Genomic DNA, 19,694 nt, shown 5'->3' with positions numbered 1-19,694 from the left:
AAAATAGTCCGATACGAGGGGTTTTGTTCTGCGGTAAAGGGGCCAATCTATCGCACCCCAGCGCGTCATATGAACCTGCTAAATCGAATACACATCATGTCTGGCCTGCGGATAGCACAACGCACGTAACAGAATTGCGACAAAGGTCTAATGTAGCAGCTCTTCAGCAGCGAGGACCTATTAAATGAAACACGTCGTCTTCGACATCGGTGCAGTGCTGGTTGAGTGGGATCCAGCTTTGGCTTGGGTAGACGACCTCGGCCAATCGGAAACCAACGCTTTCTTGGAACGCATCAACTTCGACAAATTGAATTTGGCCTGTGATGCGGGCGCGACGTTCAATGAAGCTGCATCCCTATTGGATGATTCCGACGACGCCGCTCTTCTGAGGCAATATGTAGAACGTTATTCGCAGACGGTGCCGAATAAGATTCAGGGCACGTGGGATATTCTGAACGCGCTGAAAGCAAAAGATGTGCGGGTTTTCGCCATAACCAACTGGTCGGTGGAGACCTGGCCTCAGGGCTGCAAAGCACATCCGGAACTGGCTGAAGTTTTCGAATTCACGGTCGTGTCGGGTCAAGTTGGGATGATCAAACCCAGCGTAGAGATCTTCAGCTACTTCTGCGTCGAAGCGGGCGTTGACGCTGCCGATTGCATTTTCACCGATGACGGGTTGCACAACTGTCTTGGCGCGAAAGCCGCGGGCATGAACGCCATTCATTTTACCGGACCGGACGCTCTTGAAGCAGGTCTTAAGCAAAGGGGGCTGCTGTGAGTGAAAGCGCCTATAACTTCGCCTATCTAGACGAACAAACGAAACGGATGATCCGTCGTGCGATCCTAAAAGGGTTGGCAATTCCGGGCTATCAGGTGCCATTCGCCTCGCGCGAGATGCCGATGCCTTATGGTTGGGGGACCGGCGGCGTTCAGGTGTCCGCGGCGGTACTCACACCAGAAGATACGTTCAAAGTCATCGACCAAGGTGCAGATGACACAACCAATGCCGTGTCAATTCGCACGTTCTTTGAACGCACCGCTGACGTAGAGACGACGACAGAAACAAGTGCGGCGTCAGTCATCCAGACGCGGCACCGGATACCTGAGGAGCCACTGACCGAAGATCAGATCCTCGTTTATCAAGTGCCAATTCCGGAACCGCTCCGGTTCCTTGAGCCACGCGAAAGCGAAACGCGTAAGATGCACAGTCTTGAAGAATACGGGCTTATGCACGTCAAACTTTATGAAGACATCAGTCGTCATGGCCATATCGCGACCTCTTACGCCTATCCGGTGAAGGTCGAAGGCCGCTATGTGATGGACCCGTCCCCGATCCCAAAATTCGACAACCCAAAACTTGGCCAAATGGCTGCTGTTCAGCTCTTTGGTGCCGGTCGAGAGCAGCGGATCTATGCGCTGCCGCCATACACGGATGTCGTCAGTCTCGATTTTGACGACCACCCCTTTGAGGCGTCTAAGGCCGATCAAGTCTGTGGGCTATGCGGCGCTGAAGACAGCTATCTCGACGAGGTTATCATTGATGATCAAGGCGGGCGGCTCTTTTGCTGTTCAGATACTGATTATTGCACCAGCCGCCGCGCTGCCGGCCATCAAGGTCCAGCATTTCCAGGAAGTGAGGTGGCGGCATGACACCGCTTTTGTCCGTTCAGGGTGTAACAAAACACTATGGTCGGCATATTGGCTGTGCCGATGTGTCGTTTGACCTTTACCCCGGAGAAGTCATGGGGATTGTAGGTGAATCTGGTTCCGGCAAGTCCACATTGTTGAACTGTATGGCTGGTCATCTTGCGCCCGACTCCGGCCAAGTTGTTTTTGATACCCGCACAGATGGGCCAAGAGACACCGTCACTATGTCAGAGCCAGAGCGGCGGATGCTGGGTCGTACCGATTGGGCATTTGTCCATCAGCATGCGCGCGACGGTTTGCGTATGGGTGTCAGCGCAGGAGGGAACGTCGGCGAGCGACTAATGGCGGTGGGCGAGCGCCACTATGGCGACATTCGCGACAAAGCGACCGATTGGTTGCAACGCGTCGAAATTGATGCCGAACGTGTTGATGATCGCCCCACCACTTTCTCCGGCGGGATGCAGCAGCGTCTGCAAATTGCTCGAAATCTAGTGACTGGGCCGCGTTTGGTTTTCATGGATGAACCCACTGGCGGGTTGGATGTTTCGGTTCAAGCAAGACTGCTTGATCTGCTGCGAGGTCTAGTGCGCGATTTGGGTCTGTCTGCCATCATCGTAACCCATGACCTCGCAGTTGTTAGACTACTGGCCGACCGGTTGATGGTGATGAAATCCGGTCGCGTGGTTGAGGCCGGTTTAACCGATCAAGTGCTGGATGATCCGCAGCACGCCTACAGCCAACTCCTCGTCAGCTCCGTTTTGCAGGTATGAGCCATGATTGAACTTAAAGACGTCTCAAAAACCTTTACGCTGCACAATCAGGGCAGTGCTGTCATCGAAGTGATCAACGATGTCTCCCTTTCGGTCGCGAAAGGTGAATGCGTGGCGCTGACGGGGGCCTCCGGTGCTGGCAAATCAACGCTGATGCGGATGATTTACGGCAACTATCTGACCCAAGCCGGTGAAATCCGCATTGGTGGTGTCGATTTGGTTCAAGCCGAACCGCGTGAAGTGATTGCCTTGCGTCGCGAGGTGCTCGGCTATGTCAGTCAGTTCCTGCGTGTTGTCCCACGCGTTCCAACCATGGAGGTCGTTGCAGAGCCGATGCGTGCGGTTGGTGTGTCGGTTAAAGACGCCGAAGCCAGGGCAAAGAAACTGCTGTCGCAACTCAACATCCCGGAACGTCTTTGGTCGCTCTCGCCCACCACATTCTCTGGCGGAGAACAGCAGCGAGTTAATATCGCTCGCGGGTTTGCCCATGAATACCCAGCGATGTTGCTAGACGAACCGACTGCTAGTCTCGACGCGGCGAACCGAGAGGTCGTTCTCTCCCTCATTGAAGAGGCAAAGGCGCGGGGTGCTGCGATCATCGGCATCTTCCACGATGAAGCTGCGCGGGACCGTGTATGCGATCGAGAAATAGATGTCAGTGCTTTCACCCCGAAGATGGCAGCGTGATGACCGGCCGGGTCATCGCCGTGGTCGGTCCATCCGGCGTTGGCAAAGACAGCGTTATGTCTGGGCTGAAAAGCCTTATGCCCGATCTTCATGTCGTTCGGCGTGTCATCACTCGCGAACCAGGCCTCGGCGGCGAAGACTACGACGCTGTTTCGCCTGAGGAATTCGATACGATGGTCCAAAGCGGAGCATTTGCGCTGCATTGGGGGGGCCATAGTCTACGGTACGGCATTCCGATCACCGTGAAGTACCAATTGACCAAGGGAACGGATTGTCTCGTTAACTTTTCTCGCAAAGCCCTTTCTGAAGGGGCCTCCATCTTCCCGAATTTTCTGGTTCTCAATATCACCGCCTCACCGGAAACTTTAGCAAAACGGCTGACTGCGCGTGGCCGTGAATCTGAAGAAGAGATAGCCCAACGCATTTCTGTCGCGCAGAAGTGCTTGCCAGATGGCTTAGACACTGTCGAAGTTTCAAACGATGGACCTTTGAACCAGACAGTTGCCCGGGCCGCGGCACTCATTCAACCGGTGAGGGCGTAGCGTTGGATCAGTTCAAACCGACCGTCCGACCGCTCTCCACAAAGCGCGATTTGATCGATGGGGAACGGTGTTGTTATGGGCGGCAGGTGCTGTTCGACCACAGCAGACCAGTGGGCGATGTCCGCGGTGGGCAGACGTCCGGACAGTGTCAGATGAAAGCGGAACTCCTCCATCACGTAGGGATAGCCCCATTGCGTCAGCAGTGCCTCTTGCCGGTCCGTCAATCCTGCTTGCCGGCGGCGCGCAAGCTCAGCGTCTGGCGCAGGGGCGCGGAACCTGTCCAAGTCGCGAACACAGGCGTCAGCTATGCGCCGCAACCCGGTTGCGTCGCCTTGCGGCGTCAAAGCGAGGAATCCACCCAATGTGGTGAGCGCCAATCTATCACAAGCGGCAGGTTTCAAAGACGCGGCCAGTTCCCCAACGGCAGTCTCAAGGGCCTCAACAGACATACCGTCAGCCAACCTAAACGGCGGCTTCAAGGTGCCATGAAACCCGTACTTCATCGGTGTCATCGTGATGTCACGCAAACCGGATACCTCCGGCTGAGCGGCCACACGACCCGTCACAACGTTCCACCCCAGCCACGCCGCGCCGAAATCGGCCAAGGGGCCTTCGGGTGGGATAAAATAGATCGGAAATCGAGAGTATGACATGAATTCCCCTTTTTCTGCGGCCTCTTTTACAAAGACATATGACAACGGTGCGACAAGCGACCTTTGGCTGGCAAATGCCCAGCTTATCCTGCCTGATCAGGTCCTAAAGGGATCAGTCACCATCGAACAAGGTGTCATCACCGAAATTTCTGAAGGTGACCACGTTCCTGAGGGGGCAACGGATTGTCAGGGCGATTTCGTGCTGCCCGGATTGGTTGAACTGCACACCGATAATGTCGAGCGCCATATCGAACCGCGGCCAGAGGTTGATTGGCCTCATCTACCTGCTTTGATTGCGCATGACGCGGAACTAGCATCAACAGGCATCACCACAGTATTTGATGCAATGCGCGTTGGCTCCATCCATAGCGGCAAAAAGGGGCGTTATGTTGATTATGCTCGCAAACTTGCGGATGAACTTTTGGCTGCGCGTGCAGAAGGTCTGTTCAAGATCAGCCATTTCCTGCATCTGCGGGCCGAGATTTGTTCCGAAACCCTAATGGACGAGCTTGCGGCATTCAGCGCGGATGACCGTGTGGGCATCGTGAGCCTCATGGACCACACACCAGGTCAACGGCAGTTCCGCGACCTCACCGCACTTAGAACCTACGTTGCTAAAAAACGCGGAATGAACGAGGCGGAGTTTGCTGAACATGTCGAGAACCTTTTGGCCTTACAAAAGAAATTCGGCGCTGCTCATGAGGCAGGTGCAGTGAAGGAAGCCCGCCGACTGGGGGCGGTTTTGGCCAGTCACGATGATACAACAGCAGAGCAAGTCGTGACTTCGTCGGCCAATGGAGTTGGATTTGCGGAATTCCCGACAACCTTCGAAGCCGCGAAAGCCTGCCGCGAACAAGGGATCGCGGTTATGATGGGTGCTCCTAATCTGATCCGCGGGGGGTCACATTCTGGAAACGTTGCAGCGGAAGAACTCGCTAAGGCTGATTTACTCGATATCGTTTCGTCGGACTATGTGCCGTCTGCTCTGCTGTTGTCCGCTTTCTATTTGGCTGAATTATGGTCCGACTTGCCGCGCGCGGTTGCGACGGTCACCTGCAATCCTGCGACCGCCGCTGGCCTACGCGATCGCGGACGCCTAGACATCGGCCAGCGCGGCGATGTACTCCGTGTTCGCAAGACCAGCAAAGCACCTGTACTTTGCGGTGCTTGGAGCCAAGGCAAGCAGGTTGCTTGACGATCTAGCTTAGTCTTAAGGCATCACACCCACTCGGAGCCTGGCGAATTTCTCACAGCGCATATAGGCGTGTCCAGGCTCGAACGGATATTGGGGTGCTGCATTGAATGGCAGCTTTGCTTTCAAGAAAAGACCAGCATACACTCCTGGCTGAAGTCGGATCTCGGCACCAAGTCATGACAGTTTCTAAGACTCGGCAAAAGTTGCAGACATCAGGCGACAGTAGGATTGTCCGTGATCCGTGCGTCTAAGCTTTGTTAAATTTTGCGGCCGCGGCGAATGTCAGCTATGTGGACTACGGCCGCCGCAACTTGTTAGCGAGACGAAAGGCAACTTCGGGCCGGCCTTGCCGTAAAGGCGTTGCCTGACCGGCGCACATGCTGCGATCGATCCAACGACGGCTCCGAGCCCAACCTGTGAATTCGATTTCTTCTCTGCGTGCGCTCGCAGCACAGAGAATGCTGTGGGAGCAATAAATCTGATGCTGCCCTTCAGCAGGTAAAGCGGCCATTCGATCAGATGCTATGATGTCATCGTCGGCACTGTGTTGATGCTTGGTTCCGGAGGGAGGATCAGAGGGCACATGATGCCAAGAGTCCAACTCCCAGCCGTCACAACAAATCGTAAAGCCGGGAACGAGGGACGCATCATCGTTCAGAAACGACCGCAGTCAATAACGCATGCCTCGGGGAGAATGACGGGGCTGAGGCCCCGTCAATTCTGTCAACCCATCGTCGGCATGATGAACTCGAGATCGCCTTGAACATCTTGCGTTGCCCCGTTCATCGCAAAGGCAAGCGCGGGTAAGGACAAAAGCAACCAAAGCCAATGAGGTTTTCTCATGAGGGCTTTCAGCGTTTTTTGTCCCTGTTCCTGTTAGTCAAACCGATAACTCGACGCGGTTATGCCGCCCAAAAGATCGGTTTCGTGGTAGACAAGGGTTGCTGTTGCCTGCTCTGCTGCGCCAACGGCGACATAGATCGGCACCCAATGGTCTTCCTTGACATGGCATTCGCGGGCATGGGGCGCGCTTTCCCAGTTCAGCAGGTCCGCTGTTCGGGCCTCCGGTGCCTTGGCCAGCGTCTCACCCAGCCACGCGTCAAATCCGGCCGAGGGCACTTTTGCCGCCGGGTTCATCTTTGACATGTTGTGGTAGCTCAGGCCCGAACCGATGATCAGAACGCCCTCGTCGCGCAACGGCGCAAGCGCACGGCCGATCTCGAAATGCTTTGCAGGATCATAGGAGCTCAGCATGGACACCTGGATCAGCGGCACATCCGCATCCGGGTACATGATCTGCATTGGCACAAAGGTCCCGTGATCATAGCCCTGTTTGGGGTCTGGCGTGGCAGAGATCCCCGCCCCGGCCAACAGCCCGATGATCCGTTCCGCCAAGGCCGGATCGCCGGGCGCACCGTACCTGATCTGGTAGGTTTCGGGCGGAAAGCCGGAATAGTCGTATTCCATCGTTGGCGCGTCTGACGACATGACCCGCACTTGATCGGCTTCCCAATGACCAGAGATCATCACAACGGCTTTGGGCCGCTCGGGTAGGTCCTCCTCCATTTGCACAAAGGACGCTTCCAGGTTTTTGAAAATCGCGCGTAACTGCGGCACCCATGGCCATGGGCCTCCGCCGTGCGAGATATAGAAGGTTGGCATTTTGGTCATTGTGTCACCTCAGGCGGTAGCGGGCACGGACCGCGAGGTGCGACGTCCCAGGATGACGTACACGGCCAAGGCCAGCAGCACGGCATTAACCGGCAGCACCTCGAGTTCACCACGGTAGATATGCAGGCCCATGGCCAGCACCTGGATTGTTGCGAGGCCGAGCGCAGCCAACGCGGTCAGGCGTGGCATGATACCCGTCAGGACGGGTAGGATCAGGCCTGCAGCCGCTGCAAGTTCGGCAGCGCCGATGAAACGAACGAGCGCGACGGGCACCTCACCGGGCCATCCCATCATAGCCGCCAGGTCAGGGATTGGCTGCGTTGCTTTCATGAAGCCGGCCAGCGCGAAAACGGCCGCCAGAAGAACTTGTGCGCCCCAAAGGGCCATTGTTTTCTTGGACATTGGGAACCTCTACTGTCCTGTTTTCAGATGTTCGCAAACATAGACAGTGAGCCTTATCTCGACTATTTGGGATTTTATGTTTTCACTATCCCATATACGGGACAATTGGAGATCGCATGAACAAGCTCGATGGGCTGGATGTTTTCGTGGCAGTTGTTGAGGCCAAAAGCTTTGCGGGCGCAGCACGCAAACTCGGCATGCCAACCACGACCGTCAGCGCGAAGGTATCGCGTCTCGAAGAGCAGCTTGGCGTCTCGCTTTTGCGACGCACGACGCGCAAGCAAAGCCTGACTGAGGCCGGGGACGCATACTACCGCAGTTGTGCACCCGCGCTTCAAACGATCGAACAGGCCAGTGCCGCGCTGCAACAGAATAGGTCAGAGCCACAGGGAACCCTGCGCATGACCGCCCCACCCGATATTGCACAGATCGCATTGGCTCCGATTATCGACACCTATCTCAAGCGCTATCCGGATGTTCACGTCGACCTTCGCGTGACAAACAGCTTTGTCGATTTGGTCTCGGAACAAGTTGATCTCGCCATACGTATCGGTGAGCTCAGCGACGCAAGCCTTGTTATTCGAACGTTCACAAACGGCTCTTTGTCTCTCTGGGCTGGATCGGCTTACCAGGCACAGTTCACCCTTCCGACCCGCCCCGAAGATCTGGAGCGGCATCGGTTAATCTGGCTTCGCACGCGGCAAAGCAAAATCGACCTCATGGGCCCGGCAGGTGAAACCCTGTCTTTGAAGTCGTCGGGCTGGCTGGACGTGGACGACCTTCAAACCCTAAAGCACTACGTTGAGCAGGGCTTGGGAATTGGTCTTTTGCCACGCTTCAATCTTCCCAATCTGCAGGGTGATCCGGACCTGATTCCTGTCTTGCCGCAGTACAAGACCGCGCCATTCAGAGCGGTCTTTGCCTATACCAAGCAAAATTTCGTGCCGGCGACCGTCCGAAGCTTTATCGACACCGCAGCTGACTTTGCGCGCGGCCGCACGAAGACAATCTAAAGCGTGAATGCGCTCCAACAAGCTTCAAGTGCTGCGATTTCATCGCCCTTGGCAAAGGCCTCCATACCGATCGGGCCATCATAGCCCATGTCAGCCAGAGATTTCGTAACCACCGTGTCATTTATCTGGCCCGCCCCGGGTTAACACCGACCGGGATTGCCTATGACCTGCACTTAGCCGATCCACGGCAGATACGCCTCGCACCAACGGCTCTGCTTTCGATGCTGATACGAAGCACGCAGATCGGATTCTCGCTAGGGAGGTACGGCAGAAGGCCTAGAAGTTTCATAAAGGCCTTTGCGCGCCCAATAATGGGGGGATTGGGATACCTAAGACACTTTCCTTCAAACGACCGCTAAAGAGAAATACAGGGTAGTGCTTGAATTTGAGCGCTGCGGTCGCGAAGGTTCTCTGCGTCAACGAAAGCTGAAAGCGCACAAGTGCACTTCGTCCGCTAAGCGTTCGTTATTTCGAGCCACAGCGAACGACTGCAAGGAGCCCAGACCTCCCAAATGCTGCGCGCTCAGCGAACGTCCGGTTTTCTCACTCCAGTCGCAGTGGGAGGATGTCAGGAACCTTCGCGTAGGGTGCTGGGGGTAGCCAGTTTTGAAATGTCCGCGCCAGTCGTGGATCGCCACTCAGAAAGAAGGAACCCAGTTCTGTCTCTTTTGCCAACGTCGTTCGCCCCATGATAATTCCGCCCATCGCGACCAGTGTTGTTTCAACATATAGGTCAACATCCAGATCAGGATCGTGGACGCAAAGTTCAGGAGGCGTTCCTCGTTGGGCCAGAAACCAAAAAGTGTCGTAGTCCGTTGGCTCATCCCTGAAATGAAAGCGGATCACGGATCGCTTGTCAGGCAGAGCGTCTACCTGGAGCACGCTTTGACACTTCCACATCATAGGTGAGGCAAGTGTTCCAGCAAGCGCAACCTCTGCCTCAATGTTCTGCTGTGCCCAGACCCCGAGCGCTTTGATGACAGGTTCCAACGCTTCGGATTTCGGCGTACGGATATAGTCCACGGCACCCGTTGCTTTGTCTTCGACACGTTCAACTAGACCATTGTGCTCCATCTCCGAAAGTCGCCGGGAGAGAACCCCGGGGGAGATGCTGCCAAGGCGTCGTCGCAAAGTGTTGAACCTGGTGGCTCCGGCCCAAATTTCAGTCAGGATTGGAATAGTCCATCTAGGTTCCAGCAATTGGCTGGCACGGGAAATCGGACATAGAAGACCGTATGGTTTGACGTTCATAAGAAACTCCTCACTGCCCATCATACCCAGCAAACGCACTTGGGCTAGTACGCCTGAAGTACCAGCATCAGTACCTTCTACGCACTACTCTGACTGAACTGCGCCATGGTTGAGTTGGTCATCGCATAGTGAGGAGAAAACGATGACACAGAACACCAGGATGACAGGGGTCGCCAACGGAGAGTTGTGGGGCCACCGAGCGCAGGATTGGGCTAAGTATCAGGAAGCCTCAATCGCACCTGTTTTCGATGCGGTTCTCGACCGAACTTGCGTGGGCGAGGGGACAAGATATCTCGACATCGGTTGCGGGGCAGGAATGGCGGCCGCAAAAGCCAGCGCGCTGGGAGCGGTGGTGACTGGTCTCGATGCATCGAGTGCGATGATCGACATTGCCCAATCCCGGTTACCGGCAGCGGCCTTTCAAGTAGGGGATTTGCAGGAACTCCCGTTTGCAGATGGCAGATTTGATCTGGTGACAAGTTTCAATGCCATCCAATATGCCGGGGATGTCGCCGAAGCTTTGTCAGAGGTGAAACGCGTCCTTGCACCCGGTGGCACAATAGCCATCGCGACTTGGGGCAATCCGGAAGGCATGGAAGCAGCTGAGGTAGTGACAGTTTTGAAGCCGCTCTTGCCGCCGCCGCCACCCAACGCACCGGGCCCGTTCGCTTTGTCTGATGACGAAGTTCTGCGTCAGTTCGTTGAGAAAGGCGGGTTCGAAGCATACGATGTATTCGATGTCGAAAGTCCTTGGTCTTATCCCGATGAACCGGCGGCACTCGCGGGTCTCGCCGCATCTGGCGTAGCTGCCAATGCAATAAGCTTGGCAGGCAAGGATGCGGTGGATGAAGCGCATCGTTCGGCCATCGCTCCATACCGCAAGGCAGATGGTCGGATCGAGTTCGGCGCCGCTTTCAAGGTGGTGCTTGCCAGGTTATCAACTGAATAGCGATTGGCGCGAAAGACTTAGCCCTCAGAAGCGGCCGTTGGATAGCTCCAAAGCAATGGTCGTTTTGTCCCGCCTAGCTGCAGTTCAAATGGTTGCAACCCGCTGCTATGCAGCGAATGGCAGGACTGAGCCCAACCTGTGAATTTAGTTTTCTCGCTGCGCGGAAATCGCTGCAACAGCGTAAATCTCTACGCCGCTGCGCAGCGGGAAAACCGGGCGTTCATTCCATCCGCAGCGGAAACGACACGCTCAAGAATGAGGTCGCGGGACAAGGTCGGCACTCCATCATTCAAAACTAGTCGCCGCTTTCAAACTTCACAAAGCATGGACCCTATTTGCTGGCTCACGCTTTGATCGGGTGTGAAGGCAGCAAGACACATGGCAATGACTCCCATCCAAGGCATGCCCAAGCCTTGCTTTATGCACGCAAACGTTTCTGCCAATGCTCCTGTCGCGGCGTATTCGGGAATGGGATGTATCTCGGGGATCGGCAAGGGTTTAAGGCGCGGAAGCTCAGTCATTCACCATGTCTTCCGGCAGGCTTTCACTCCATTTTCGAAGTTCTTCCAAGAAACCCAGGGCCGTGCGGCCAAACTCCGTGATTTCATATTGAACAGAGACTGGCGCGGTATCCATCACCTGCCGGTTAATCAGGTCTTGTGCCTCCAACTGACGTAGTCTTTCTGTGATCATCTTCTTTGACGCGCCCCCAATCATGCGGGCCAAATCGTTGAACCGCACAGGACCGTCCTTGAGGTGCCAGAGGACCGATCCGGTCCATTTACCGCCAATAACCCGCATCCCGCGTTCGATTGCGCAGGGCTCAATACAGGCGTCATGCACATGGCGGCGCCCCTTTGCGTCGGCTTCCACTCTTGCCTTCATCTTGTTCGCCCTCGCGTGTTATTAGGTTACCAAAAGTATACTGGTTGATTTTTGTATCTTGCTCACGCAACTTCACCAACAGACCTACGCGAGTCAAGAGACTCGCATTTCCAATCCAAGGGTAATCCACATGAGCAACATCTTCATTCTCAACGGCGCACAGCCTTATCCCTTTGCACCGGGCGCACTCAACGAAGCCTTTGCCACTCGCACCGAGGCGGTCCTGAAGGCCCTAGGCCACGACCTGCGGCTCACAAAGGTGGCCGAGGGGTATGATGTCGAGGAAGAAATCGCCAATCACCAATGGGCCGACACAATCATCATGCAGTTCCCGGTGAACTGGATGGGCGTGCCGTGGTCATTCAAGAAATACATGGATGAGGTGTACACCGCAGGCATGGACGGGCGCCTCTGCAACGGCGATGGCCGCAGCCCCGATGCGCCAAAGGCCAACTACGGTATGGGCGGGGCGCTGACCGGCACACGCTACATGATCTCAACCACGTTGAATGCGCCGTCAGAGGCGTTTGACGATTCCTCCGAACCCTTCTTCGAAGGCGCGAGCATCGACGATCTACTACGCCCCGTCCACCTGAACGCCAAGTTCTTCGGCATGACGCCCCTGCCAACTTTCTCGGCTCATGACGTGATGAAAAATCCCAACGTCACAGCCGATTTCGCGCGTTTCGACACGCATCTCACCACTCATTTCGGAGACACGTCCCATGTCGCAACCTGACATTCACCTCTATACCGCCGCCACGATGAACGGGTATAAGCCCGTCATTTTCCTTGAGGAAGCTGAAGTCCCCTACGATCTGACCTTCATCAACTTCGCCAAGCAGGAACAGAAGGCACCGGGCTATCTGAAGCTCAATCCTAATGGCAAAATCCCGACCATCGTGGATCGCGCCGAGGATCGCGCGATTTTCGAATCCGGGGCGATTCTGTGGCATCTGGCTACGAAATACGGAGAGTTCCTGCCGACCGATCCAGTGAAGCAGTCCGAGGTCATGCAGTGGCTGTTCTTTCAGGTTGGTCACATTGGTCCAATGATGGGGCAAGCCATGTACTTCCAACGCATCGCGGCCCCGAACGGGCATGACGAGCCCTATTCGATCAATCGCTATGTGTCGGAATCGCGTCGCCTTCTTGAGGTAATGAATACACGTCTTGAAGGGCGGGATTGGCTAGCTGCCGATGAATACACCATCGCGGATATGGCCACTTATCCATGGGCGCGGGCCTATGTCTGGGCCAAGGTCGAGGTTGATGACCTGCCACACCTTAAGGCGTGGTTTGACCGGATTGACGCTCGCCCCGCCGTGCAAAAGGCCCTGACCATTCCCAAGGCGCAACCGCAATTCTGGGACGCCAAGGCCGACGACGGCGCTTTTGCGGCGGAAAACGCGGCTCGGTTCGCGTCCGACGCCAAGAAGGGCTGAGCCATGGGCGTCGCTCTGATCGGCTATCCGGTATCCCCCTTCGTGCGCAAGGTTCGGGTCGCACTTGAGACGAAAGGGATCAGCTACACGCTTGATCCCATCGTCCCTTACACTGAGCGCGAGAAAGTGCTGACCGTCAATCCGGCGGGGACTGTGCCCGTGCTCATCCCGGGCGAAAGTGCGGCACCGATCACCGAGAGCGCCGATGTCGTGGCCTGGAGCGATCAGACCGTTCCGTCGCCCGCCATCATTCCAAAAGACCCTCAATTGCGTGCCCGCGCCCTCGACGTGCAACGCTTTGCCGACGGTCAGATGGCCCAGGTCTTCGGCGGTATGATGTTCGGTCAACGGATCGTCGTGCCGTATTACTTCGGTAAAGCCCAGGGCAAGGAAGACATGGTACAAAACGCTATTACGCAGCTTGCTCCGCCTTTGCTTGACACCGTGGCGAACCTGATCGGCGACGAATCCTTTGTGGCAAGGGATTTCAGCGTGGCCGATATCGCCATGGCAAGTTGGTTGCGCGGCGCCAGGTTGGCCGGATTTCAACTCGATGAAGCACGCTGGCCGATGGTCGCCCAATGGCTGGGACGCTGTTTCGATCAGCCCGGCTTTGCCTCCGTCATCGCTAGCGAAGAAAAAACCGAAGTCGTCAGATGGGCGCGTGCCCGCTATGCGGCCTGACAGATAGGGATTGATGTACATGGCGTTGCACGATCATCCGATGTGGCGGAAACCACAGCACCATCACGAACTCGATCACACGCATGAACACGTGCACTGGACCGAGCTTTTCTACGATCTCATCCATGTTGTGACGATTTTTCAGCTTGGAAACTACCTGTCGCATCATCTGGATGTGCAGGGTTTCCTGGTGTTTGCGGGGGTCTTTGTCGCGCTCTGGTACGCATGGGGTGAATTGAGCCTTTTCAACTCGATCTACGTCAGTACGGATGTCTGGCATCGGGTAATCATGTCCGTGATGATCTGTACGCTGATGTTCATGGCGGCGGCCATTCCAGCCATAGAAGGGGGCGGCTGGATGTTCTTTGCACTCGGCTTTGCAGCCAACCGCGCCATGCTCGCCGCGCTGTATCTTCGCGCGCGGCGCGTCAATGCGTCCAGCCATTCCATGTGCTCGGAACAGGCCAGGAATTTCGCGATCTTCGCTGTCCTGTTTGCAATCACCGCGTTCCTGCCAAAACCCTTTGCCTTCTGGGCCTTTGCAGCGGTGATGGTGGCGACGCAGCTTCCTTACATGATCCCGGAGGTCTCTGTCCTTCGGTTTGACAGGTTCATCCCGCGGGCCGGTCACATGGCCGAGCGCTTTGCTTTGTTGACCCTGATCGTGCTGGGGGAAGGGTTCTTCAAATTGGTGGTCACTCTCTCGGAAAAGGGCATTTACAAGGTCTCTCCTGACGTGTTGGTCAATTTCGTCATCGGTGGTGTGTCCATGTTCGTCATGTGCTGGATCTATTTTGACTTCGTCGGCAATGGGAAACCAAAGGACAATCGGCCGTCGACACTGATCACGTGGTGGCTGTCGCACCTTTCTCTGATGCTATGTGGTGTGATGGTGGGCGTGGCCCTTGCCGCCGAGGTCAAGGTAGGGTTCTGGGCCCCTTATCCCACCAAATACGCGGCTATCGGCTGTTTTGGCTTGGCCGGGTACATCGCCATGCTGTGGGCTTTGCAGCACGTCATCGAACATCGTGTCGCATCGGAATTCGGTCGCGGGGATGTCCGCTTATTCGGGATCGCATTGGCCATTACCACGTTCTTTATCGTGCCGCATGTTCCTGCAATTGTGGGCAATCTGCTGTGGGGCACGGCCTTGTTTTCCCAGATCATCATCCCGGTCACCCGCGCGTGGCTAAGGTTTCGGCATGAGTGAACACGCAAGCCTTCGCGCCCGGGTCTACTGGTGGCTTGAACGTCCCGACCGAGAAGCCAGAGGCCCACGTTTGCTGGAAATTGCGCTGATCTTGCTGATCACGGCCAATGTCACGGCAGTCATTCTGGAGACGGTCAGTACAATCTACGCCGTATGGCAGCCTGCATTTGATGTCTTCGAGCGCATCTCATTGACGATGTTCATCATCGAATATGCGGCCCGTCTTTGGGTCGTCCCCGAAAACCCGCAAAACCGGTCGCGCAGGGCTTGGGTGGTCACACCATCAGCCATCATTGATCTGCTGGCCATTCTCCCGGCCCTATTGGTGCTGCTGTTCCCAGTTGACCTTCGGATTCTGCGCGCGTTCCGGATCGTCCGTCTCCTCAAGCTGACCCGCTACTCTCCTGCGCTTGGAATGTTGCTGGCTGTCTTCGAGGAAGAGGCAGGCGCTTTCTTCGCGGGCTTTTTCATTCTGATCGTGATGCTGGTGCTTGCGGCTAGCGGGGCCTGGCTAGTGGAACATCAAGTGCAGCCCGACGCCTTTGGCTCGATCCCGGCGGCCATGTGGTGGGCTGTCGCCACACTGACAACCGTGGGCTACGGTGATGTAACACCCGTAACCATTGCGGGAAAAATATTTGGAGCCATCATCACTGTGCTTGGGATCGGCATGGCTGCCCTTCCAGCAGGCATCCTTGCCAGTGGCCTAAACGACCAGTTGCATCGCAGACGCTCCAGCATGCAGGCGGAGTTTCGGCGCGCGCTGGAGGACGGCTTTATATGTGACGCAGAGGAGGTCGAGATCGAAGACCTACGTAAATCCCTCGGGCTTTCCTATCGCGCCGCTCTTCAAATCCGAAGTGAGGTTGAAGCAGAGGTTCAGGCCCGATTGCATCTATGCCCGTCCTGCGGGCGTAGCTTGTCAGATCAAAAGGAGACATCCGCATGACCACATCAACGCCCATTCGTGTCGAAATCGTCTCAGACGTGGTCTGCCCCTGGTGCGTGATTGGGTACTTTCAGTTGGCAAAAGCCAGCCGCGACACCTAACCGCGTCGCAAGGAGCAGACCCAGCCCAATGCACATTAAAAAGGTGGCATAAAGGGGGGCAGATGAGGTCTAATTTGTGGGAAACTTAAATAGATAAGTAAAATCAAATATTTAAGGCGAAATTTTTCGAGATTTTGGTGGAGCCTAGGGGAGTCGAACCCCTGACCTCTTGCATGCCATGCAAGCGCTCTCCCAACTGAGCTAAGGCCCCTTACTGTGCTGCGTTCTAGGCAGCGAGCGGGGCGAGATCAAGCAAAAGATCGCGCCCCGGCTGGATTATTCTTCGTCACTGGTTGGCACGTCGGCCAACTCGTCCAGCGATACTGTATCGTCGTCATCGTCGTCGTCGAGGACATCATCGCCCAGATCGGCGTCGACATCATCGTCATCGACGTCATCGTCCAGCACCAGATCATCATCTTCGCTGGCATCCTGCATTTTCTTGGTTTGTGCGTCTTCGGCATCTGCAACCATGGTGCGGGTCTTGCCAGTGTCGACGGCGACCTCATTGCCAGTATACGGGCTAATGATTGGGTCAGCGTTCAGATCGTAGAAACGTTTGCCGGTTTCTGGGCACAGACGTTTGGTTCCCCATTCTTCCTTCGGCATACTCGAATCCCTTTTGTTTAACGTGCTCTTGCAGCGGATCGTCGCCAACTGCCATAAGCACAGCGTGGTGTCAAAGGCTTTGACACGTTTGAATGATGAAGGGTGGATATGGGCCGTCAGTTCAGCATTGGCAACCCCCCGATTGCGGTGAATGTGAAGACATCAGCGCGGGCGCGACGGTTAAGCTTGCGGGTGTCGCGGCTGGATGGCGCGGTGTCTCTGACCGTCCCGAAATACAGCAGTGACCGAGAGGCGATGGCGTTTCTGCAAGAGCGGGAGGAGTGGTTGCGTAAACACCTTGGGGATGTAATGCCGAAAGCCTCCGTTCAGATTGGCGGTAGCGTGATGTTTGGCGGGGTAGAGACGCCGATTGTTGCGGCGGAAGTGAGGCGCGCTCGGTTTGAGGACGGCGTATTCTATGTGCCCGATGATGCGTCCCAATCGGGAGTGCGGTTGAAGGCGCTTTTAAAGCTGAAGGCGCGGGACGCGCTTGCTGTGGCGTCGGATCATTATGCAGCTGAGTTAGGGCGGCGGTATACGCGCATAAGTTTGCGAGACACGCGGTCGCGCTGGGGGTCGTGTTCGTCACAAGGGGTGCTGATGTATTCCTGGCGGCTGATCATGGCACCTGTTGATGTGCTGAATTATGTCGCTGCTCATGAGGCGTCGCATCTGGTGGAAATGAACCACTCGGCGGCCTTTTGGGAGACTGTGGCGGGGCTGATGCCGGACTATGAGGTGCATCGTCGGTGGCTGCGAGAAAACGGGGATAGCTTGCATCGTTATGACTTCGGTAATTGACAATCGCTTATTTGTGATCACAAAATTACCGCATGATAAGACCTAAAACGCAAGATGGTGTAGGCGCTGCGCATGAGCGTGTTTATCGAACGCTCAGAACCCGCATTCTGCATGGGGAGATCAAGCCAGGAATGGCGCTGACGCTGCGCGGGATCGGGAAGGAATTTGATGTCTCGATGACGCCAGCGCGCGAAGCGGTGCGTCGCTTGGTGGCTGAAGGGGCTTTGTCGCTGTCGTCCTCCGGGCGCGTGTCGACGCCGGAACTCTCCAACGAACGGATTGAGGAGTTAGCGGCACTGAGGGCGCTGCTGGAGCCGGAACTCGCCAGCCGGGCTTTGCCGCGGGCGCACTTGGCACTGATTGAGCGGCTCGAGCAGATCAACAACCGCGTATCGCAGATGGTCGCCCGGCATGATGCACCGGGGTATATTCGGATGAATTTGGAGTTTCACCGGACGTTGTATTTGAGAGCGCAGGCGCCGGCGATGTTGGCTTTGACAGAGACCGTGTGGTTGCAGTTAGGGCCGACGATGAGCGCGCTTTACGGGCGTTTGAACCGGACAGAGCCACCAGCGAGCCATCGGCTGATTTTGAGCGCGTTGAAAGCCGGGGATGAGCCGGGGTTACGCTTGGCCATTCGTGCAGATGCGACCAAGGGATTGCGGATGTTGAAGGGGTAGGGCGGGCCCGCCCGCCCACCCCTTTTTCTGGAGGCGCTGCCTCCAGACCGCCGAGGTATTTTTGGCAAGAGGAAATGCTTACATGTGTATCGCGCCGTCGCCACAGGCGAGGGCGGCTTCGCGGACCGCTTCTGAGTAAGTGGGGTGTGCGTGGCAGGTGCGAGCGAGGTCTTCGGCGGTGGCGCCGAATTCCATTGCGACGCAAATCTCATGGATCAGATCGCCGGCCATTGGGCCGATTATATGGGCACCTAGGATGCGGTCGGTCGCTTTGTCGGCGAGGATTTTGACGAAACCGTCACCTGCAAAGTTTGCTTTGGCGCGGCCATTGCCCATAAAGCTGAATTTACCAACCTTATAGTCAACGCCTTGGTCTTTCAGCACTTCTTCGGTTGCGCCGACGCTACTGACTTCTGGGTGGGTGTAGATCACGCCGGGGATGACGCCGTAGTTCACGTGCGGGTGTTGGCCAGCGATGCCTTCGGCGCAGGCCATGCCTTCGTCTTCGGCTTTGTGGGCCAGCATCGGGCCTTCGATGGCGTCGCCGATCGCGTAGATGCCAGTGACGTTGGTGCGGTAGTGGCTGTCGGTTTTGATCTGGCCTCGCTCCGTCATTTCGACGCCAAGCTCTGCAAGGCCGAGGCCGTCGGTATAGGGGCGGCGGCCGGTGGCGAGGAGGACAGCGTCAGCGGTGATGGTGTGTTCGCTGTCATCTTTGCGTAGTTTGTAGGTGACTTCGGCCTTAGTGCCTTTCTTTTTGGCCGACTGTACAGCGGCACCCATGACGAATTTCATGCCTTGTTTCTTTAAGGTGCGCTGGAAGGTTTTGGCGATCTCTTTGTCTTGGCCGGGGGTGATCTGGTCTAGGAACTCGATCACGGTGACCTCTGCGCCCAATCGGGCGTAGACGGAGCCGAGTTCGAGGCCGATGACACCGCCGCCGATGACGACGAATGTCTTTGGAACCTTTGGCAATTCAAGCGCACCTGTAGAGGTCACGACGGTTTTCTCGTCAACTTCAACACCGGGCAAATCCGTGGGTGTCGAGCCGGAGGCGATGATGATGTTTTTCGCCTCATGCACCTCATCGCCGACCTTCACTTGTCCGACGGCGGGGATCGAACCCCAGCCTTTCAGCCAGTCGATTTTGTTCTTTTTCATCAAGAATTCAACGCCTTGGGTGTTTTGCCCGATGGTGTCCATCTTGTATTGGAGCATCTGCTTCCAATCGACCGTCTGCGCTTTTCCTTTGAGGCCCATCTTGGCGAAATTGGCCTGTGCTTCGTGCAGCATTTCGGTCGCGTGCAGGAGCGCTTTGGACGGGATACATCCGACGTTCAGGCAGGTGCCGCCCAAGGTTTCGCGACCTTCGACAATCGCGGTCTTGAGACCAAGCTGGGCGCAGCGGATTGCGCTGACATATCCGCCGGGTCCGCTTCCGATTACGATGACATCATAGCTGGCCATGGGAGGCTCCTTTTTTCCTTATTTTGCTTGTACACCGTGCGTACACACAGCGTACACAGCCCGTACATACAAGCTGACATATA

General features: G+C 56.2%; 22 protein-coding genes and 1 tRNA gene. 15 read left to right on the top strand and 8 right to left on the bottom strand.

Features of this window, described 5'->3' with window-relative positions; translation table 11 throughout:
* The first annotated feature begins 184 nt into the window (after window positions 1-184).
* From BUA85_RS07445 to phnN, 5 genes are read left to right on the top strand one after another with little or no spacing between them, the layout of a single operon-like run.
* The gene (locus BUA85_RS07445) at window positions 185-778 is read left to right on the top strand and encodes an HAD family hydrolase (RefSeq protein ID WP_072900185.1); all 594 of its coding nucleotides are present in this window, start codon (window positions 185-187) and stop codon (window positions 776-778) included.
* Window positions 775-1,650 (top strand): alpha-D-ribose 1-methylphosphonate 5-phosphate C-P-lyase PhnJ, encoded by an 876-nt coding sequence (locus tag BUA85_RS07440; RefSeq protein ID WP_072900184.1) that lies wholly within the window; start codon window positions 775-777, stop codon window positions 1,648-1,650. Before BUA85_RS07445 ends, BUA85_RS07440 begins: the two co-directional genes overlap by 4 nt.
* Window positions 1,647-2,417, top strand: a complete 771-nt coding sequence (gene phnK / locus BUA85_RS07435) for a phosphonate C-P lyase system protein PhnK (protein ID WP_072900183.1) — start codon at window positions 1,647-1,649, stop codon at window positions 2,415-2,417. Before BUA85_RS07440 ends, phnK begins: the two co-directional genes overlap by 4 nt.
* 3 nt (window positions 2,418-2,420) lie before the next feature.
* Window positions 2,421-3,104 carry a phosphonate C-P lyase system protein PhnL gene (gene phnL, locus BUA85_RS07430; RefSeq protein WP_072900182.1) on the top strand — a complete coding sequence of 228 codons (684 nt, stop codon included), beginning with the start codon at window positions 2,421-2,423 and terminating at the stop codon, window positions 3,102-3,104.
* Window positions 3,104-3,646 carry a phosphonate metabolism protein/1,5-bisphosphokinase (PRPP-forming) PhnN gene (gene phnN, locus BUA85_RS07425; RefSeq protein WP_072900181.1) on the top strand — a complete coding sequence of 181 codons (543 nt, stop codon included), beginning with the start codon at window positions 3,104-3,106 and terminating at the stop codon, window positions 3,644-3,646. The genes phnL and phnN overlap by 1 nt, the downstream gene beginning before the upstream one ends.
* Here the strand turns inward: phnN and BUA85_RS07420 are convergent.
* Window positions 3,628-4,299 carry a DUF1045 domain-containing protein gene (locus BUA85_RS07420; protein WP_072900180.1) on the bottom strand — a complete coding sequence of 224 codons (672 nt, stop codon included), beginning with the start codon at window positions 4,297-4,299 and terminating at the stop codon, window positions 3,628-3,630. The two genes, phnN and BUA85_RS07420, sit on opposite strands and share 19 nt — an antisense overlap.
* Between BUA85_RS07420 and BUA85_RS07415 the strand changes: the two genes are divergently transcribed.
* Window positions 4,298-5,494, top strand: coding sequence for an alpha-D-ribose 1-methylphosphonate 5-triphosphate diphosphatase (locus tag BUA85_RS07415; RefSeq protein WP_072900179.1), 1,197 nt, complete (start codon window positions 4,298-4,300; stop codon window positions 5,492-5,494). The genes BUA85_RS07420 and BUA85_RS07415 overlap by 2 nt on opposite strands.
* An 876-nt stretch (window positions 5,495-6,370) precedes the next feature.
* Here the strand turns inward: BUA85_RS07415 and BUA85_RS07410 are convergent.
* Both BUA85_RS07410 and BUA85_RS07405 read right to left on the bottom strand, forming a co-directional pair.
* Window positions 6,371-7,165 carry a DODA-type extradiol aromatic ring-opening family dioxygenase gene (locus BUA85_RS07410; RefSeq protein WP_072900178.1) on the bottom strand — a complete coding sequence of 265 codons (795 nt, stop codon included), beginning with the start codon at window positions 7,163-7,165 and terminating at the stop codon, window positions 6,371-6,373.
* A gap of 9 nt (window positions 7,166-7,174) precedes the next feature.
* Window positions 7,175-7,567 (bottom strand): DoxX family protein, encoded by a 393-nt coding sequence (locus BUA85_RS07405; RefSeq protein WP_072900177.1) that lies wholly within the window; start codon window positions 7,565-7,567, stop codon window positions 7,175-7,177.
* 116 nt (window positions 7,568-7,683) lie between these two features.
* Here BUA85_RS07405 and BUA85_RS07400 point away from each other — a divergent pair, with 116 nt between their 5' ends.
* Window positions 7,684-8,580 carry a LysR family transcriptional regulator gene (locus BUA85_RS07400; protein WP_072900176.1) on the top strand — a complete coding sequence of 299 codons (897 nt, stop codon included), beginning with the start codon at window positions 7,684-7,686 and terminating at the stop codon, window positions 8,578-8,580.
* Window positions 8,581-9,123: 543 nt separating this feature from the next.
* On the opposite strand, the gene BUA85_RS07395 is transcribed toward BUA85_RS07400, so the two are convergent.
* Window positions 9,124-9,831 (bottom strand): winged helix-turn-helix transcriptional regulator, encoded by a 708-nt coding sequence (locus BUA85_RS07395; RefSeq protein ID WP_072900468.1) that lies wholly within the window; start codon window positions 9,829-9,831, stop codon window positions 9,124-9,126.
* A 142-nt stretch (window positions 9,832-9,973) separates the two neighbouring features.
* Between BUA85_RS07395 and BUA85_RS07390 the strand changes: the two genes are divergently transcribed.
* On the top strand, window positions 9,974-10,780 hold the full coding sequence (locus BUA85_RS07390) for a class I SAM-dependent methyltransferase (protein ID WP_072900175.1): 807 nt from the start codon (window positions 9,974-9,976) through the stop codon (window positions 10,778-10,780).
* 513 nt (window positions 10,781-11,293) lie between these two features.
* Here BUA85_RS07390 and BUA85_RS07380 read toward each other — a convergent pair.
* Window positions 11,294-11,665, bottom strand: a complete 372-nt coding sequence (locus BUA85_RS07380) for a winged helix-turn-helix transcriptional regulator (RefSeq protein ID WP_072900173.1) — start codon at window positions 11,663-11,665, stop codon at window positions 11,294-11,296.
* A 130-nt stretch (window positions 11,666-11,795) separates the two neighbouring features.
* Here BUA85_RS07380 and BUA85_RS07375 point away from each other — a divergent pair, with 130 nt between their 5' ends.
* From BUA85_RS07375 to BUA85_RS07355, 5 genes are read left to right on the top strand one after another with little or no spacing between them, the layout of a single operon-like run.
* Complete coding sequence (locus tag BUA85_RS07375) at window positions 11,796-12,404, top strand: NAD(P)H-dependent oxidoreductase (RefSeq protein WP_072900172.1); 609 nt, start codon at window positions 11,796-11,798, stop codon at window positions 12,402-12,404.
* Entirely contained in the window at window positions 12,391-13,110 is a 720-nt protein-coding gene (locus tag BUA85_RS07370; protein WP_072900171.1) for a glutathione S-transferase family protein, read from the top strand. The genes BUA85_RS07375 and BUA85_RS07370 overlap by 14 nt, the downstream gene beginning before the upstream one ends.
* Before the next feature lie 3 nt (window positions 13,111-13,113).
* Complete coding sequence (locus tag BUA85_RS07365; RefSeq protein WP_072900170.1) at window positions 13,114-13,794, top strand: glutathione S-transferase family protein; 681 nt, start codon at window positions 13,114-13,116, stop codon at window positions 13,792-13,794.
* Window positions 13,795-13,813: 19 nt separating this feature from the next.
* On the top strand, window positions 13,814-15,004 hold the full coding sequence (locus BUA85_RS07360) for a low temperature requirement protein A (protein ID WP_072900169.1): 1,191 nt from the start codon (window positions 13,814-13,816) through the stop codon (window positions 15,002-15,004).
* Entirely contained in the window at window positions 14,997-15,953 is a 957-nt protein-coding gene (locus tag BUA85_RS07355; protein ID WP_072900168.1) for an ion transporter, read from the top strand. Before BUA85_RS07360 ends, BUA85_RS07355 begins: the two co-directional genes overlap by 8 nt.
* Window positions 15,954-16,189: 236 nt before the next feature.
* Here the strand turns inward: BUA85_RS07355 and BUA85_RS07350 are convergent.
* Window positions 16,190-16,265 (bottom strand) — tRNA-Ala (locus BUA85_RS07350).
* A gap of 65 nt (window positions 16,266-16,330) precedes the next feature.
* Complete coding sequence (locus BUA85_RS07345) at window positions 16,331-16,663, bottom strand: TIGR02300 family protein (protein ID WP_072900167.1); 333 nt, start codon at window positions 16,661-16,663, stop codon at window positions 16,331-16,333.
* Window positions 16,664-16,771: 108 nt separating this feature from the next.
* Here BUA85_RS07345 and BUA85_RS07340 point away from each other — a divergent pair, with 108 nt between their 5' ends.
* Window positions 16,772-17,464 carry a M48 family metallopeptidase gene (locus tag BUA85_RS07340; RefSeq protein ID WP_072900166.1) on the top strand — a complete coding sequence of 231 codons (693 nt, stop codon included), beginning with the start codon at window positions 16,772-16,774 and terminating at the stop codon, window positions 17,462-17,464.
* 32 nt (window positions 17,465-17,496) lie between these two features.
* Window positions 17,497-18,144 (top strand): GntR family transcriptional regulator, encoded by a 648-nt coding sequence (locus tag BUA85_RS07335; protein ID WP_072900165.1) that lies wholly within the window; start codon window positions 17,497-17,499, stop codon window positions 18,142-18,144.
* A gap of 78 nt (window positions 18,145-18,222) precedes the next feature.
* Here BUA85_RS07335 and lpdA read toward each other — a convergent pair whose 3' ends face one another.
* Window positions 18,223-19,611: a dihydrolipoyl dehydrogenase gene (gene lpdA, locus BUA85_RS07330; RefSeq protein ID WP_072900164.1), complete on the bottom strand. Its 1,389-nt coding sequence runs from the start codon at window positions 19,609-19,611 to the stop codon at window positions 18,223-18,225.
* Window positions 19,612-19,694: the final 83 nt, after the last annotated feature.

The organism is Cognatiyoonia sediminum (genome assembly GCF_900129845.1).
Classification (GTDB): domain Bacteria; phylum Pseudomonadota; class Alphaproteobacteria; order Rhodobacterales; family Rhodobacteraceae; genus Cognatiyoonia; species Cognatiyoonia sediminum.
This window is presented reverse-complemented; position numbering and strand designations above follow the sequence as displayed.